Annotated in this window: 16 protein-coding genes; 7 read left to right on the top strand and 9 right to left on the bottom strand. The window is 38.6% G+C overall.

The window, feature by feature from the left end:
- The first annotated feature begins 171 nt into the window (after positions 1–171).
- Positions 172–714 (top strand): hypothetical protein, encoded by a 543-nt coding sequence (locus IM473_RS11885; RefSeq protein ID WP_287660005.1) that lies wholly within the window; start codon positions 172–174, stop codon positions 712–714.
- Positions 715–813: 99 nt separating this feature from the next.
- Here the strand turns inward: IM473_RS11885 and IM473_RS11880 are convergent, their stop codons facing one another.
- The 4 genes from IM473_RS11880 to IM473_RS11865 form a co-directional block, all read right to left on the bottom strand.
- On the bottom strand, positions 814–1,380 hold the full coding sequence (locus IM473_RS11880) for a CPBP family intramembrane glutamic endopeptidase (protein ID WP_287690459.1): 567 nt from the start codon (positions 1,378–1,380) through the stop codon (positions 814–816).
- 35 nt (positions 1,381–1,415) lie between these two features.
- Positions 1,416–3,752, bottom strand: coding sequence for a hypothetical protein (locus IM473_RS11875; RefSeq protein WP_287660004.1), 2,337 nt, complete (start codon positions 3,750–3,752; stop codon positions 1,416–1,418).
- Between the two features lie 13 nt (positions 3,753–3,765).
- Positions 3,766–4,437: a DUF1822 family protein gene (locus tag IM473_RS11870; RefSeq protein ID WP_287660003.1), complete on the bottom strand. Its 672-nt coding sequence runs from the start codon at positions 4,435–4,437 to the stop codon at positions 3,766–3,768.
- Positions 4,438–4,851: 414 nt separating this feature from the next.
- Positions 4,852–5,418: a hypothetical protein gene (locus IM473_RS11865; RefSeq protein WP_287690457.1), complete on the bottom strand. Its 567-nt coding sequence runs from the start codon at positions 5,416–5,418 to the stop codon at positions 4,852–4,854.
- A gap of 287 nt (positions 5,419–5,705) precedes the next feature.
- On the opposite strand from IM473_RS11865, the gene IM473_RS11860 reads away from it, so the two are divergent.
- From IM473_RS11860 to IM473_RS11840, 5 genes are all read left to right on the top strand, one after another.
- Complete coding sequence (locus tag IM473_RS11860) at positions 5,706–7,019, top strand: tetratricopeptide repeat protein (protein ID WP_287660002.1); 1,314 nt, start codon at positions 5,706–5,708, stop codon at positions 7,017–7,019.
- A gap of 81 nt (positions 7,020–7,100) precedes the next feature.
- Positions 7,101–7,556: a methyltransferase family protein gene (locus IM473_RS11855; RefSeq protein ID WP_286824142.1), complete on the top strand. Its 456-nt coding sequence runs from the start codon at positions 7,101–7,103 to the stop codon at positions 7,554–7,556.
- 62 nt (positions 7,557–7,618) lie between these two features.
- Complete coding sequence (locus IM473_RS11850; protein ID WP_287660001.1) at positions 7,619–8,017, top strand: hypothetical protein; 399 nt, start codon at positions 7,619–7,621, stop codon at positions 8,015–8,017.
- Between the two features lie 13 nt (positions 8,018–8,030).
- Positions 8,031–8,570, top strand: coding sequence for a hypothetical protein (locus tag IM473_RS11845; protein WP_287660000.1), 540 nt, complete (start codon positions 8,031–8,033; stop codon positions 8,568–8,570).
- Between the two features lie 413 nt (positions 8,571–8,983).
- Positions 8,984–9,277 carry a DUF4282 domain-containing protein gene (locus IM473_RS11840; protein WP_287659999.1) on the top strand — a complete coding sequence of 98 codons (294 nt, stop codon included), beginning with the start codon at positions 8,984–8,986 and terminating at the stop codon, positions 9,275–9,277.
- Between the two features lie 116 nt (positions 9,278–9,393).
- Here IM473_RS11840 and IM473_RS11835 read toward each other — a convergent pair whose 3' ends face one another.
- The 5 genes from IM473_RS11835 to speA form a co-directional block, all read right to left on the bottom strand.
- Complete coding sequence (locus tag IM473_RS11835; protein WP_287659998.1) at positions 9,394–9,888, bottom strand: pentapeptide repeat-containing protein; 495 nt, start codon at positions 9,886–9,888, stop codon at positions 9,394–9,396.
- Positions 9,889–10,583: 695 nt separating this feature from the next.
- Positions 10,584–11,069, bottom strand: a complete 486-nt coding sequence (locus IM473_RS11830) for a PIN domain-containing protein (protein ID WP_287659997.1) — start codon at positions 11,067–11,069, stop codon at positions 10,584–10,586.
- Complete coding sequence (locus IM473_RS11825; protein WP_287659996.1) at positions 11,066–11,341, bottom strand: UPF0175 family protein; 276 nt, start codon at positions 11,339–11,341, stop codon at positions 11,066–11,068. The genes IM473_RS11830 and IM473_RS11825 overlap by 4 nt, the downstream gene beginning before the upstream one ends.
- A gap of 203 nt (positions 11,342–11,544) precedes the next feature.
- Positions 11,545–13,560, bottom strand: a complete 2,016-nt coding sequence (locus IM473_RS11820) for a ribonuclease catalytic domain-containing protein (RefSeq protein ID WP_287659995.1) — start codon at positions 13,558–13,560, stop codon at positions 11,545–11,547.
- Between the two features lie 86 nt (positions 13,561–13,646).
- Complete coding sequence (gene speA, locus IM473_RS11815; RefSeq protein ID WP_287659994.1) at positions 13,647–15,686, bottom strand: biosynthetic arginine decarboxylase; 2,040 nt, start codon at positions 15,684–15,686, stop codon at positions 13,647–13,649.
- Between the two features lie 140 nt (positions 15,687–15,826).
- Between speA and IM473_RS11810 the strand changes: the two genes are divergently transcribed.
- Positions 15,827–16,360, top strand: coding sequence for a DUF4330 domain-containing protein (locus IM473_RS11810; protein WP_004162056.1), 534 nt, complete (start codon positions 15,827–15,829; stop codon positions 16,358–16,360).
- The last annotated feature ends 96 nt before the right edge of the window (positions 16,361–16,456 follow it).

The following is a 16,456-nucleotide window of genomic DNA, read 5'->3' as shown; positions in this document are numbered from 1 at the left end:
TCGGGCTACATCAAATGTTCCAAAAAAATATAGAAGAGCTAATGCAAATTAGCCGCTATCGGTTGAAGGATTACATCAAAGGACAAAGAGCGATATCGCTTGCCCTATCTACCTTCTAGCTCGCTTGTCCCCCTCTCAGATCCTTGACCCTTCTGAACCGTTATAAAAGCTATGACCTCTCTTAAAAAGATAGTAAATTTACTTAACTGTTTTCTTTGTTTAAATTTATTAAATTTAATTGCTTACAAGCCAATGTTAGGACAATTATTCATTGCCAGTCCTATTTTGAAGAATAGTGATGATAAGCAAATCTTAGAAGAACCTAAATTAGTGTTAACTAGAAAAAAAAAATATGCAGAATATGAAGGTCAGCTTGTCGCACCGGGACATGGTAATCTAAATTATAAAATTATTCGCATAGATACAACTGATTTCATTACAGGGGGAACTTTAAGAATAGATATTCAGGTTGGCTCTGGTCAAAGTAAAGCCTCTTTTGATTTATTTGCAGAGGATGCAGTTATTCCTATTGCGGGCAGACCAGAACAGAGTTTAGCTGGTGCTTATGATATTTCACCTGATTCGGGGACATCTCTTACTTATAGATTTGATAAGGGAGAAGTCTTCCAATTTGGTGCAACTGGCAATTGGTTTAGTCCAAAAGGAAGTCGTAATAGCTATAAAATTAAAGCTTATGTAATTCCCAAAATTTAGTCTTTATAATTGCCTTTTAACAAATAGATGAGGGAAATCCATGGTCAACCTTTTAACTTATAGTATAGCTAGTGTTTTTGTATTGCATGAGTAAGTCGGTTATACACTGCCTGTAAGAATTGCGATAATACCAAGAATTGTATGGCTAAGGGTAATACTATAAAAATTCTTAAAGCGATTATAGTGATATGCCCAATATAAACCGATAATTAAACTTAATAAGACTGTTAGCAGGTCTTGATAAATGCTATGAGCAAAACTATAAAGAATAGCAGTGATGATAATGATAGAACCTTGATTAAGTTGAATTTGAGCAAGTCGGTTAAAAAGGTAGGAACGGTATAAAAATTCCTGTAGCGGCGATGAAAGGGAAATATAAAATACATAGAAATACCAGGGAATACCAGTATTATCAATTCGCATTCCATGATTAAGATAAAAGGCAATCATTAAAACGGAAGATATTATGGTTACGGGTAAAATATCTTTAATCGCTGGTAATAAATTTTGATGATTAAAGCCTAAATCTGCTAGAGAAATCTCGTTGAGCAGTGCTAAACCGATAATCAATGCTCCTGTAATGGCTAATACTAAAAAGCGATCGCTAAACGGAATAACCTTTATTAGAAGTAAAACAACAGGTAGAATATAGAGAAAAGTGATCACTACAGAAGTTGTTATTTGTGATGATGATAAGGGTTTCATGAGCGTAAAAGTTTTATGAGTTTATTAAATTCAATAAAATAATTTGAAAAAGATTGTCTGTCAATCAAAAAATTAATGATAGGATAAATAATAAACATTAACAAACAAAATAATCCCCCCCAAGTAATAAAGAGACTTTTACTTAAAAAACCGAACCATTTATTGACAATTAATATATTCAATGGTTTGAGCGCAAGTATTGCAATGAAAAGGATTAAAAACATAAACACTAAGGTGATTTTGTGCTTTAATATTTTGATTTTGTTAGTTTTAAAGATGAAATAGGCAATAAGAAATAGAACAAGAATAATAAAGATTTGGACGAGACTTCTGAGGTTTCCTCCCTGATTTGTCTGGAATAACAAGTTTTTTACCTCTTGAGTATAGTAATTATCGAAAGGCATCCAGAGAAGTAATCCTATATAACATGATAAAATATATTTGATATACTTATCAAAATTAAATACAGAGTTGTCATTACGAATATTTTCAAGCAGAAAAGCTAAGGATTCAAAACCACAGAAAAAAATTGCAAAATAATTTAACACATAAAATATACGACTCACCGAGTAATAGTTTGACCAAAGTTGGTGACTATGAACAATTTTAAAAAAAGAGTTTTTATCATTTTGATTATCTTTATAATAGGACTGTTTAATAACTTTTTTAACGGAATATTCGATATCATTTTTATCTAAAATTATTTTTCCCTCTAAATTAATTTGATTGATCCATTTATTAGGTATTCCTGCGATATCGATATCGTTGCTGGTTAAAATATCGGTCAGCTTTTGATTGTCAAGTAAAATGGTGCTATGAGGTTTAATTTCAAATAAAAATATCGGATCAGAATATACTTCAAACATCAGGGCAATAAAGCTTACAATAATTACGACAATAGTGAATCTAACAATCACCTCCGTTTTTTGACGTATTAAGCTAAAAGCTCGATAGAGAGAGAATAGTGACAAAGGCAGAAATAGTGAGGGATAAACAATGATATGGGGATAAAGCTGTGCGTAAAACCGCAAAGTATTAAAACTGCCAAATTCTCGTAAAATACTTAACGGTAATCCAATCGCTATAACGACTAAAAAAAACAATAAAATTAATTCACATTTATGACCCAAGCGACGTTCTATAAACAAACTATCCCAAGTTAACTCAGGGGCCTCTGGGTTAGCGACAATAACAGGTAGCCAACTTTTTCCCGATGGTTTAGATCCCTCATCATATTCCGATAATAGTTGTTCACGAGCATAACGCATCGAGGCAAATATAGATTTTTCCTTTTCAACAAAAGCCTTTAGCAAATGAGTAAGTAATGTACCTGCAAAGGAAGAATCTACTCTTTCCCGCATTACGATACAGTAAGGAAGATTCAGAGAAGTTAGTTGATTGGCTAATCCTAAACCGTCACAGGAGTTAAAAATTGCCAGTTGTAGTTTATCATTAATCAATTTTTGCATCCATTTGGTTAATTCATTAATCTCAATTTCTTTTGTTTGAAGTTTTTGATTATTATCTAGCCAACTAATTTGCAGCCAGCCAATTCTACCGTCTGGATTACTGTGACTATGACCTGCAAAAAAGAAGATATGCCAACCTGCTGGTTCTTCTAGAGCTTCAATTAAATCCGAGTAATTCGGCTGATAAAGTGTCTGAATAAAAGCACCATATTTTTTTAATCGATCGAGAGATTCTTTTTCTTGCTTATATTCATTATTTTCATCTAATTCGTTATCTGCGAAAATAGCTAAAATCCGAACTCTTGTATCTAAGCGGTTAATGGTTTGTTTTTGTTCGGGACGTGCGAAATCCGTTGCGCTCACAGATAACTCTGTATTTTTGTGCAGACGAAATAAAGGCTGCAAAAATTCCCATTCTTGCCAAGGAAATCCTCTTAATATTCGATCTTCAGTTTGTATAAAAAGTTGAATTTCTTCTTGTAAATTTGAGTATTTTTCTAAGGTGTTTTGAATTTTTGAGTCAACTTCACCCTTTTCGTTAATCCAACTTTGAGTATCTGTTAACCATTGATTCATTTCTGTTTTTAAATTTTCAGCCAGTTTCTGTAAACTAATATTACCATCGGTACTTAATAGTTGCTCAGACAGAGATTTTATTTCAGGTCGTCGGGGAGAGTCTGGAATGATGTAATTTTTCCAGATATTAAATGTCTGACTAAGTTGCTCTGGCATAATTGAAAGATAGGAGCTTCTTTCTTCCAAACGGCCTTTAGAGTCAGAGATAGTCAAAGTGACGGGTAGAACTGCCATTCGGTTTGGCAATTGAAGACAGGAACCAATTTTAAAATAAATTTTTTTTGACATAGCAATCTCTTTTCTATCCTGGAAAGCTTTCTACTATTGTAATTTCATTGAGAGTAAAACTAATTTTAAAAGAATCATTGGTTTTACAAACAAAGCTATGTCCTATCGTAAGATCAAGAATATTAGTTTGTCCATTTGTTTTTTGAGAGGGAAAAAATTCTCCTTCTTCATCGAAGACAGAAACAATCAGATTCTCAGGCAAATAACCTTTACCGTTGTGAGGTCTAACTTTCAAATATATGCGAATTTCTTTTTTATTAATTTCGTCAATCGTCAAAATTAATTCGATCAAATGTTGGTCTAATTCAATTACTTTTTTTCGACTAATTGAGTTCCCAAGCGTTGCCGTTTTAAATCCTTGATTTTCAAGACAATTTTGCCAGAAACTCAATAGGGAAACTATCTCACTTTTTATAGATTCAATAGCGGTTGATGTTTCTCTAACAGCAGACTCTTGAATCGTTATTGTATTTTTTGATATATCTAAAATTTTAGCATTTGATTTAGGTTCTTCTAACACTATAATTTTTTTTAGACTAAAGGCTTCTAATTCTAAAATAGAAATACCGAGTGCTTTTTCTAATTCTCCAGACTCAAATAGTTCGCATAACCGATCAAGTATTTGATAGTTACCCTTCAGTTGAATTATAGTATTTTGATTTTGTGCGTCAGCCTGATTGGTCATGATTTGCTCCTTAATTTTACTTGTTGAATGTTTTTGAATCTAATGATTTTCAGAAATTATTTATTACTGAGCTTTGGAAAAATAATCGTAATCAATTTAACTAAGAGATCAGGTTCTTCGTTAAGTACCTAAGCAAAATTAATTACACATTTCGATAAAGCTTTTGCCTCTTGCCTATTGCCTCTTGCCTGTCTTCACTAGGAAATTTATTTTGCATGACTACTTACTTGGTATGGTTCGATAGGGGGACATAAATCGACTAAATCCTTATCTGGCAAGAGACTTAATTGATTAGTTCGCTCTAGATCAAAAACAATTGACAAAAATCGCTAAATGCCTTTCTATATAAGGGTTCCATCCCTTATAACCCCAGTCTATTGCATAACACAAACCGAAGAGCCAGAGATCATTATCTTACCCTATTATTTCTATATCTTCCTCCCTAATATCAATTTTAAGAAGCCTGAATACTTCAACTATTCTAGAACGATTGATTGGGTTTTCATCTGTCTTACTCAGCTTAATATTAATACCGATTTCTTCATTTGTAACTGAGGTGTAGGTATTTTTTCTATAATTCCAAGTGTAGGCTGAGTTAACATGATGCTCAAGGTAAATAGGAACTCGCGCCCAATCACCTATTTGTTTGCCGGAAGCCAGAAAACTAATCCGTTTGTAAATACTTTTAGACAGGTCTCCTTTAATATTAGTTAAATGTAAATAGCTTTCTATCTGTTTTACATCATAGCCTTGTAATAGTAAACATAACCAACATTTTTCCTTTGCTTTTAGTGTTTTATTTCCTCTTTGAGCGGACTTCCATGCTTCCTTAGGAACCTTATCGATAGATTCATAGTCATCTTGAAGAATAAGTACACATTTCAGATCCTCAAATAATCTATCTAAATCCCAATTTTTTTTAGTCTGGGGGCAAATATTACAAAATCCCCCTCGGCAAAGGTCACATTTCTGCGTCTCCATTTGGCTCATAAGCTAATTAAGAATTTATCGCAAAGGTTCTCCTGAATATATGGTCAAAAACACACTTAGGTCTTTTAACAAGGCTTTAAGCATTAACGAACCATATTCTGCTATACATTTTCGCTCCTGAAGTCAGAAAAGTCATCACAGAATCAAATATAACATAACTTTTCTCTCTAAAATCTCCAACCTTGGTTGGCAAATACTTAGAGCAGCCGATATTAAAGTTTTATTAGATTCCTTAATCTAGCCATAAAGTCTTGCACAACAGTAGCTTAGGAGATAAGATGGGTAGTTCAACACAGACTCTTCTCGTTGGTGGTAGCGTTGTTGCGATTACTGTCATCGCTTCGACTTTTGCCATCAACAAAGCTCAAGAAACCTTAGCCCATCGCCATGAATCTTTTGAAAAGGGACAAATGGCTTATCAATCCGTTAATTGTCCAGAGGCAACAGCTTATTTTACTCGGGTAGAGGAAACAGCCTCGTTTCCTTTCAATAATTTTGATGGTCTAACAGACCTCGCTCAACGAAAGATGGCAACTTGTTCTTCGTTTCTGACCGCCAACCAGCAAGCAAAACAGGCAGAGCAACAGAAAAATTTATCAAAAGCCTTGTTTAGCCGGTATCTTTTTAATGAGCAACATGATAAAGATGAGTTGACGCAAGCAATGAATCGCTCAATCACTGGGTTATTTTCAACCTACGGTGTGGCCAAATTGGCCGGGAGCGAATCTTGTGACGGCTTGGACAAATTAATAAATGGTGGAGCAATACCTAATATTCAGGTAAATTTACCTTACTTTCATGATTCTTGTGCAAAATTCTACGATAAACAAGGTCAATCTCCACAAGCACTAGCCCAACGTCGCCGTTTCCTTGCTGTTGCACCGAGGCATCCTTTATCTCGAAATGTCCAGATAGCGGTGGTCAAGAACTCGAACATTTGTTCTCAGGCTTCAACATTTCAAGATATTCCTAATATTGCGAAATTGTCAGCTTTGATGCCTGTAGCTTACATAAATTGTTCACAGGCTTACTACAACACAATTTCTTATCCTGAATCTAAGGCATTTCTCCAGACTTTACGACAGAATTATCCCAAACATTCTTTTGCAAAAGTCGCCAATAACTGGCTTTTCTCAATTAACCAAGAAATTAAAATGGTTAAGTCCGAAATTTACCAGTCTGGCGAAACCATCAAAGCTAAACTCGCATTATGTACAACTACAGGGGTTGTTGGTTTTGGCTGGGTAATTGATATTTGGGAGTTTACCACTGGAAGGAGCTGCGGTCTCGAAGAACGCCTTGAGGATTGGGAGCGTTACGGTGGCTTGATTCCTTGGTTTGGTGAAGCAAAAGGACTTGGTAAGGGAAAAAGGGTGTACGATTTCATTCAGGTTGCCTCTCGTTGGCAAGGTATTGACAAAACGCAATCCGCCGCACAGGATGACCAATCTCTCGCTGAATTGCTTAAGGACAAACAAATGATCCTATTATTTGCCCACCATAATCCCAAACTTTCTAAATTGGTAGTGCCTCGACTTAATCAGCCCATTGATACTAGCAAAAACCCTCTGTTTTTAGAGTATCTTAAGTAAACTCTCTCTTTTTTTCTCTGAGCTATGCTATCTACAAAATTGACTAGCCCTTTATTCGCTACTTTTTTCTTTTCGGTTTCTATGATCTCAAAATTATACAGTGCATTCAATGTGCGATTGCCCTGTTCAAGAGCCGCTTTTGCCACTTATGCCCCAGCAGTATTTATTCCAATACTTTTGCTGACTTTCGCTTGGTCTCCTTGGGATGGATGGCGATTGCTCGGTGCAGTATTAGTCATTGTTTTCTTAGTTCTCCTTACAGTCGCTCGCTTACAACTGGGGAACTCGTTTTCTGTGACTGCTCAGGCTAGAAAACTTGTTACTACAGGGGTTTATTCACGAGTTCGCCATCCCATTTATGTATTTTCCTCTGTAATTGTCTTAGGTTTCGCTTTCTACTTTAAAATTTCTTGGATTGCTTTCCTTTTAATGATCATTCTGCCCGTGCAGTTTTTTCGAGCTTGTCAGGAAGAAAAAGTTTTAATCAGGGCTTTTGGCGAAGCCTATTTAAGCTATCGAAAGACAACTTGGTTCTAAGACCTTTTATCTCTTTCAATTAACCCAAAAACATAAATTTTGAAACAAAAAAAGGACGAAATATGTCACACTACTCTCCAAAGCCAGATCCTGAACAATATAAAGATCGCCAAGACTATCTTAGAGATAAACGAGAATGGGACAAACAAGAGCGACAAGCAGATCTCGAAATGAATGAAGGAGTTAAAGAACTTTCTAATAGTCCCGGGTTTCAGAAATTAAGTCTTTTTCTCGGTCATGTAGTTTTTTTTGCTATGCTTTCCGTACTTATATTTGACCAAGAGAGGAGAGCAGATTTTTTAGAAATGATCGCCGATCCAAACCCACTCTTTAGTATTGCAAAGGCAATGGGATTTATTTTGTTCTTGTATATCGTGTGTATAACAATTTCACCTTTTCTAGGTATTCTGGCTGTAATAAGCATAGGAGTTTTAGTTTTGGTGTTACCGTTTCTGTTATAGGAGAAAGCACTCAATGAAAATTTACGCGCAGCTTATCATTTTTCTTAGTTGTTTAGTTCTAACCGAGGCTAATGTTTTTACAATGCCTTCCTTTGCCAATAAATTGCCAGTTTCTGCTAAGTGTCAAGCTTCTTTAGATAGAACGGAAGCTAAATTAAAGAAAGTAAAAGCATGGAGTTGGCAACAAAATGCTAATGGTGGACAAACACCATCTGGATTTAGCATAGAGTCTTTGAACTCATCAAGTGAATCTATATATAATGGACAAAACAATCCTTGGAAAGCAACCAGAAATAAGGTGGTACATATAACAGTCGGTGAGCCCGGACTAAACAACGTTGGTAGCTCGCCTAAGTTGATGGAATCAATTAGTCAAGATATCATATTTTCTTGTTCGGATGTTGTATTGATTAAGTTTTGGCTAGGATATGAATGGGGAGCAGAAGTCGGTCTTCTTCAAGATGGAAATGTTAGAGTTTTTAAATGTTTGAGTGAGGATAATAGAAATTATGGTGAAAATTATCCTTGGGGATATGATGATTGTTGCTGCTAGTTATTAGACATCTCCAAAAATTATTACTAGCTCATAGCTTGCTTTTGGATTGTGTACTAACCAAACAGTTCGATAAGTCTTGATATTACCCTTAGATTCTTGTTGATTTAGATGGAAACAAAACGCGACAAGTGCAGTATGAATGATAATCTTTACAGAAGTCCCCGACAATTAAGTATGTTGAATAATTGTAAACTTTTGTCAAAAAATGCAGTCAGATCAAAGAATCGTCGCTAGACTTCCAGAAAGTTTCTGTTATTTCAGCCTATTGTCATAAATCTACTTCAAGCTTCTGGGTGTGATATACGAAAAATTCTGCGATCGCACCAAAACAGGCTGATATGCCGAAAGTTTTCACAGTTCGTTACTCAGACTTCAAAAAATTGCCGTTTATTAAGAGAGGAGCAAGTTAAATGCCGAGTAATTTTTTCAGTTTATTATTCGACCTTTCCTTTTCCAAATTTATTGGAATTAAAATTATTGGTTTAATTTACGGAGTAGGGGTAATTTTTATCTTCCTATTTTCTTTAGGATCTTTGATAGGTGGATTTCAAGCAGGTCAAGGTTTACTGGCTTTTCTCTTGTCTCCAGTTTTATTCCTATCACTCCTGATTAGCTTTCGCATTGTTTTAGAAGGATTTGTGGCCTCACTAAAAACTGCTGAAAATACTTCAGAGCTTGTTGAACACTTCAAACGGCTTCCGTAAGTCTGGAGTTTTTCATCACAAGCTTCTGAAAACAAGTTAAGGTCATGCCAAATAATTAACCCTTAAATGAACTACTCCACTATGCTACGCGATCGAGTAGAGTGGTTCATTTTTATTTATTTACACCATGCTGCGCTTGCGCTTCCATCCAACCCTGTATAGGTATCACATCTCACACCATTAAAATTAGCACCTGTCACATCCGCCCCTGTAAAATTAGACTTACCTATAAAAGCATTTATCAAACTTGCTCCTTTTAAATTAGCATCCATTAATTGTGTCACCCACATACGAACGCTATTAAGTCTAGCATTTGATAAATTTGCTCCTATTAATTTGGTACCATTCAAGTTAGCTCCCGTCAAAATTGCGCCACTTAAATTGGCTTTGGTTAAATCAGAACCACCAAGACTAGCACCACTTAAATCAGCACCTTGTAGGTTAGCGTGTCTTAGATTTAATCCACTCAAATCTGCACCGCTTAAATCACATCCTGGGCATTGTTTTGTTTGCTTAAATTTCTTCACATGATCGAGATTTTCAGCACCGATAGAACTTGCTAAACTCACAGAAGATAGAACGATTATTGAAAAAATGACAGTAAGTTTCATAACTATTTTACCTCAATTTTTTTTCAAACAAATTAAGAAGTAATTATAACATAGTATTTCCCCGATGCGGACGAAAAAGATGTATCCCTCAGTGCATTTTCTGGGAGCAATTTATTCTTCACTAACCCTATTGAGTCCAACGAAAGTACCTTTGCGATTTTCATCCCTAGGGAAATCGCAAAGGTTTTGAGTCATATCAAATAAAAGCCTTTTCTAGTAGGGCTTTTACCTATATTGAGCGAACCCTATCTTCTAACATTGGGATAAGATGGACATTCATAGACTGTTACTTCGTACTTATCCTTCCAATCACAGCTGGCGCGATTACCCGGACAAACATACTTGGTTCTTGGTTCTTTATTCCTTTCTTCAACAATGGTTGTTGTTTCCACGTATGCCGTGAAGGTTCCCTCGTCAACTATTGTGTTTTTTTCCTTAATTTTATAGCGGAGACGAAACTCAGGACAGCAAGTAAAGAGGAAATTAATTTCATAGAGAGCAGGGTTTAAAGGAGTATTCTGTTTTCGTACATTAGCCGTTTTTAGAGGGGCTGAAACCTTTAATCTAGTGCTTTTTCCCTCATGGCGTATTCTCTTGTAATGGCGATGATGGCCGATCTAAATGTACTATAGCGCTTTTCACGTTACTGAGGTATCGACAAGTTGGATATTCTGGTTTGTGTGTGGAATTAATTTCTAGCTTTCTTCAGCCATTCCTAATATTTCTTGATAAAGAATTGGGCTAATTCTTTTGCCTTGACTCAAAAACTGATCTAAAATGGGTTTAACTTCAATAATAATTCCTTTCTTCTTGGCAATTAATAAAAGTCCAATTGTTCCAGTTACAGGCAAATTTCTGGACTGGGCGACTTTTCGTCCTAATTTTTCGTCTATTAAGACTCGATTCGCTTTTAATTCTTCTGCCAAGATAATTGTAGCCGCTTCACCTAAATCGAGTTTAAACTGAATTTGCAACTGTAATAATTGAGTGGGAGATTGAATGGTAAATACCTCAATCCACTGAGCAGTAGGAACAACCGCAGCATCCCGATGATTTCCCGTGGTGACTTCATTATAAACTTCTTGGGGAATGATAATTTTACCACAGAGTTTTTGGAGTAAGTTAAGTTGACCAACTTTAGCTAACTCACTTAACGGAGTGGTATTAGAGACAATAATCACGCAGGAGAATCTTCTAATAATTGCAGGGTTTCTGTAATTTCTTGTTCTAACTCTTCTCGATTTTGGTCGGGGAAGATGGCAACCCCATATTGACCCATAAGTTCGAGAACTTCTAAACGAGAGACTCCCAATAACCTGCCGGCTATCCCACTACTAATTTCTCCATGTTTTAACAAAGTCATGATATATGCTATCTTAGCCTGTTCCTCTGCTTGTGAATGGAGAGATTCCAAAATATTAATAGGCAAATCAAATCGTATTGTTATGGTCATACGTTGGGATTATGCAGAAGTTTTTGGCTCTTTTAACTGCTAGATAATAACATTTTACAGCAGATTTGCGCCCGTAGGTTGATTTGATCTATCAGAGGGGTGTGGGGTAGTGGGGTAGTGGAGCATTTGGCTGAAATTTCCCTAAACCCCCTAAATCCCTATCACCCTATCTCCCGACTCCTGAATACTGTCTGTGCGAGAGATTAACTTGCTTGAGAGGAGACAAAACCCGATAACTCGCGAAAACGGATCTCATCTCGGTGGGGATCAGAGCGACTAACTTGCACTTGAAAGCGATCGCCTAAAGATACCGAGCGCTCAAAACGATGGGGTAATTCTAACCCCAATTCCTCCAATAAAATTAAGCCTAAATTTTCCTCTTCCCGCAGCCAGCGCAACACCAAAGCTTGCCAGACTTGATCTCCCTGTCGTCGCAAAAATTCCAAACTCCAATAACGATTAGTTTGTCGTTCCACCGAGGTGGCCTCTTGGGCCGAACTAGCGACACTATAGAGAATTTCCTGCATTCTATCCCGCGTAAAAGGCAGTTGATCGCCCCGGAGATGGGCTTTTAGTTGAAAATGGGTCAAAAGGTCAGTATAACGGCGAATTGGCGAAGTTACTTGGGAATAGGTATTCAATCCCAGACTAGCATGACGGTTAGGAATCGTCGTCATCTCACTGCGCGGCATACAGCGACGCAAGGCACAGGAACGCACAGGGCCGGCGGGTAGTAAAATTAACTCCTCATCGGGGGGTAATTCCGGTTGTGGTTGTCCCCGGAAAGGCACAGGTATCTCGTGTTCCTGACAGTAGCGACCGGCGATTTCTCCAGCTAAAATCATCATTTCCGCCACTAATTGCCGAGATGGGGAAACCTCCTGCAATTCTACGATAATTTCGTCGTTAGCCTTCACCTTAATGGATGATTCTGGCATTTGGATGTTAATCGATCCCTGAGATTTGCGCCATGCGTGGCGTTGTTTGGCCCAACGGTTGAGAATCTTCACTTCCGGTTCATGCTGCAGATCCAGATGTAACATTTCATCCACATCTTCGTAGGTGAGGCGATAGGTGGGTTTAATTGTACTAGGATGGATACGATAATCGGCGATCGCCCCCGTTTCATCGAGGATTACCCCAAAACTCAACGCAGGACAAAGTTTTCCCTGTACCAAACTCATCGGACCGGCGGCCAATTCTAGGGGAAACATGGGAACCATTCCCGTGGGAAGATAGAGACTGGTACTGCGACGACGCGCTTCTAGGTCTAATTCATCATCAGGAAGCACTAAACGGCTAGGATCGGCAATATGAATCCAGAGACGATGACCACCATCTGGGAGAATTTCTACCGATAATCCGTCATCGATTTCCTCGGTACTTTCATCGTCGATGGTATAAATTTTTTGGTGGGTTAAATCGAGACGATTGTTGACATCCGCATCCGCAGGGGGATTGAGTAAATTAAGACGCGCCACATCAAGTACCTTTTTCGAGAATTGAACGGGGTAGGAACTGCGTCGCAGGAAAAGGTTTTCGTGACTACTCCACCATTTCAAATCGACTAACAATTCAAAAGCAGCCTCGGGGGTTTGGGAACGGCCCAGCAGCGAGAGTATGTCCATTGCTGCTGGATATTTTTGTTCGGGTTGGAGGATAAATTTTTCTAGAGATTCCAGACGAATTCGATCGCTTTCTGACCATTCTACCGTTTCACCGGCCAGGGCCTGTTGGAGACGTTGGAGAAATTGGCCTTTTTCCCGTTGACGCTGTTGTTCCACCTCTAGCTGGTGTTTGATTTCCTCTACCTGATTTTCCGAGCGGGCCTCGTAACCATCCCCTTTATTTTTAAAATAAACTTTATCATCACTCAAGAGACAATGGGCTGCATAGCAAAACTGTGGACCGCGATCGGAAAAGAGGATCTCGGCCATGGTTTCGGGAGTGACTAACTGATTTTCCCCGGCTAATAATTCCCAGGCCACTTCTAAACCACTAGGGTCTAGATAGGGTTGGACTTCTCGCAGAAAATTGCCAATCTCCTTATGGTTGGACGGACCTGCTTTGATAATGTAATCGAAGCGTTGGGGACGCAGTTTATGCGGGTTTCCCCCTTGATCGATGACGATCCAATCTTTTTTACCTTCTGGGTGATCGATCACCCCTAAGCGCCTTTCTCCTTGCACTCGAAATTCTACCAGCGTTCCCTTTTCCACTGTTTTCCTTTACTGCCTATCTATTTTGTCTATTTTGTCTATTTTCTATCATCCTCGATCGATTACTCGATCTGCAAGAGCAATCATCAATCCCCACCCACTAGATAGGTATAACGTCGCAAACTGCGTTCATAATCCTGTAGGAGTAATTGGGATTCTTCCACAGTCATGCGATTTTCCTGCAAAGCTTGTTCACAACGAAGACGAATTCTTTCTAACAGGTCTTCTGCGGAATACTGCACATAACTTAATACTTCCGTGATCGTATCCCCTTTGACTAGATACTCGATATCGTATCCCTTGGGACTCATCTGAATATGTACCACGTTAGTATCGCCAAAAAGATTATGTAAATTGCCCATAATCTCTTGATAAGCACCCACCAGAAACATTCCTAGATAATAGGGTTCTGGAGAATGTTTCCCGTTTTTGTACTCCAACGGATGCAATTCTAAAACGGATTTTACGTCCCCGCGCAAATCGATAAACTGGGCAATTTTTCCGTCACTATCACAGGTTAAATCGGCGAGAATACCTCTTTGGGTAGGTTCTCGATCGAGACGATGGATCGGCATAATTGGAAATAGTTGATCGATCGCCCAACTATCGGGAACTGACTGAAAAACCGAGAGATTGGCATAATAAATTGAGGCCATAATTTGCTCTAAGTCTTCCAAGTCATCGGGAACATAATCCTGTTGTCGGGCCACTTGCAGAATTTTGTGACAACAAGCCCAGTACAATTGTTCGGCTCTAGCTCGTTCTTTGAGACTGAGATAACCGAAATTAAACAGACTAATCGCCTCCTCTTTGAACTGTCCCGCATCGTGATAAGCTTCCTGATAATTGCGCTCATCGATACCCGTGTAGGTTTCCCAGAGATTACGGAGGATAAGATGTTCTTTCCCATTGCAGGGATCGGGGGGATTTTGGGGAACCTCACTACTTCCCAAGATATCAAAGACTAACACCGATTGATGAGAAGCGATCGCCCGGCCACTTTCACTGATGAGAATTGGGGGTGAAATCTGGGCATCTTCACAAGCTTCCTTGACCTCGGCCACGATATCATTGGCATAATTCTGCATATTGTAGTTTTTTGAGGCGTAGAAGTTAGTTTTTGAGCCATCGTAATCGACCCCTAAACCCCCCCCCACATCGAGATAGGTCATATTTGCCCCTAATTTCACTAATTCCACATAAATCTGACTAGCTTCGCGAATGGCATCCTTAATGACGCTAATAGCGGAGATTTGCGACCCGATATGATAGTGCAGCAGTTGCAGACAATCTAACATCCCCGCTTGTTCTAATTCCGTCACCACCGTTAAGATTTCCGGGACGGTTAAACCGAATTTTGCCCGGTCTCCCGTGGAACATCCCCAACGGCCCACCCCTTTTGTCCCCAGTTTCGCACGCACTCCCAAATGTGGGGCAATTCCTAACTGACGACTGACGCGCAGGGTTAAATATAATTCTTCCAATTGTTCGATGACAATCAAAGGCCGATGACCGAGACGAGTGGTCAAAAGAGCGGTTTCGATGTATTCTTTGTCCTTATAGCCGTTACAAATTAGCAATGGTTGTGTTTTGTCATTTTTGCCGTTTAAGGCAGGTTCTAGGGTAGCTAAAGCAATCATTAGCTCTGGTTTTGAACCAGCCTCCAGCCCAAATTGATAGGGTTTACCAAAACGCACTAAAGACTCGACGATGTGACGGTGTTGATTGCACTTGATCGGATAGACACCGCGATAGACATTGGGATAATTATAACGGGCGATCGCTCGGTTAAAACAGGCATTCAGGCGCTCAATCCGATCCTCAAGGATGTCACTAAACCGAATTAACAGGGGTAAACCGATATTCCGCCGCTTAATCGCTGAAACTAACTCGTATAAGTCCAAAGAACCGCCCCTTTCTCCCTGGGGCGAGACGGTAATATTTCCTGCGGCATTGATCGAGAAATAGGGTTCTCCCCAGCCTTGGATGCGATAGAGATTTTCGCTATCTTCGATCGACCAATGTTTAACGGGGGCAACTTTTTCGAGGTTGTTACCGTCAGAAGGGGTCAGATCCACTGGAGATAGTTGCTTTTCTTGTTTCTTAAGTTGAGTTTTACCCGCCATTGTCTATCGATCGCTCCGTATGAAACTCCGATCTTCTATCTTAAGTCAGACTTCCTGTCTGCGACCAAGATTCCGATCGTGATAGAATTTACTCTCTAGGCTCGATCTCTAGGAATAGTCATCTATATAAATTCAAGGCTATGCAGTTATTAGACTCAAAAGGACGTTTATTCGGTAAATTTAGCTTGCTTGATATCGGAGCGGCCTTAGTAATTTTATTGACAATTATCGGTATTTTTGTTGTCCCTGGAACGAGTGGTAAAAGTACGATCGCTCAAGTTACCAAAGAACCCATAGAAGTGGATGTTATTGTCCGGGGTTTAAGTGTTCTTAATCCCAACGCTTTGATTAATCAATTCAATACCGAGAAGAAAACTAATATTGTTATTCGTAATCAACCGGCCGGTCAAGTGGATATAAAAAATGTTAAACCTTTAGCGAGAAATGTCTTAGTTCCGCAGCCGGATGGTAGTGTAAAAGTCCTACCCGATCCCCGCACAGAAAACTATTCTCAAGATATGATTATGACTCTCAGTGGTCAAGCGGAAGTTACTGATACTGGTGCGGTTGTTGGCGGTCAAAAGGTGAAAATTGGCACTTTAATCGAGTTAGAAGGAGATAATTATAATTTCAACACCAGTGTTATCGATGTCCGTTTACCAAAAAGGTCTTAATCAGTGAGCAGTGAGCAGTAAACAGTGAAAAGACAGCAGGAAACTTCCATGTAACACTGCTCACTTGAAAACTCAAATCTGATAACTGATAACTTA

This window comes from Microcystis sp. M015S2, assembly GCF_020245945.1.
GTDB lineage: Bacteria > Cyanobacteriota > Cyanobacteriia > Cyanobacteriales > Microcystaceae > Microcystis.
Note: the sequence above shows the minus strand (reverse complement) of the source record. Positions and strands in the feature narration are given on the sequence as shown.

What these genes read in the sequence shown, in the direction of transcription:
- IM473_RS11885 (WP_287660005.1), top strand. Translation starts at nt 172, where the DNA reads ATGACCTCTCTTAAAAAGATAGTAAATTTACTTAACTGTTTTCTTTGT.
- IM473_RS11875 (WP_287660004.1), bottom strand. Translation starts at nt 3,752, where the DNA reads ATGTCAAAAAAAATTTATTTTAAAATTGGTTCCTGTCTTCAATTGCCA.
- IM473_RS11870 (WP_287660003.1), bottom strand. Translation starts at nt 4,437, where the DNA reads ATGACCAATCAGGCTGACGCACAAAATCAAAATACTATAATTCAACTG.
- IM473_RS11865 (WP_287690457.1), bottom strand. Translation starts at nt 5,418, where the DNA reads ATGGAGACGCAGAAATGTGACCTTTGCCGAGGGGGATTTTGTAATATT.
- IM473_RS11860 (WP_287660002.1), top strand. Translation starts at nt 5,706, where the DNA reads ATGGGTAGTTCAACACAGACTCTTCTCGTTGGTGGTAGCGTTGTTGCG.
- IM473_RS11855 (WP_286824142.1), top strand. Translation starts at nt 7,101, where the DNA reads ATGATCTCAAAATTATACAGTGCATTCAATGTGCGATTGCCCTGTTCA.
- IM473_RS11850 (WP_287660001.1), top strand. Translation starts at nt 7,619, where the DNA reads ATGTCACACTACTCTCCAAAGCCAGATCCTGAACAATATAAAGATCGC.
- IM473_RS11845 (WP_287660000.1), top strand. Translation starts at nt 8,031, where the DNA reads ATGAAAATTTACGCGCAGCTTATCATTTTTCTTAGTTGTTTAGTTCTA.
- IM473_RS11840 (WP_287659999.1), top strand. Translation starts at nt 8,984, where the DNA reads ATGCCGAGTAATTTTTTCAGTTTATTATTCGACCTTTCCTTTTCCAAA.
- IM473_RS11835 (WP_287659998.1), bottom strand. Translation starts at nt 9,888, where the DNA reads ATGAAACTTACTGTCATTTTTTCAATAATCGTTCTATCTTCTGTGAGT.
- IM473_RS11825 (WP_287659996.1), bottom strand. Translation starts at nt 11,341, where the DNA reads ATGACCATAACAATACGATTTGATTTGCCTATTAATATTTTGGAATCT.
- speA (WP_287659994.1), bottom strand. Translation starts at nt 15,686, where the DNA reads ATGGCGGGTAAAACTCAACTTAAGAAACAAGAAAAGCAACTATCTCCA.
- IM473_RS11810 (WP_004162056.1), top strand. Translation starts at nt 15,827, where the DNA reads ATGCAGTTATTAGACTCAAAAGGACGTTTATTCGGTAAATTTAGCTTG.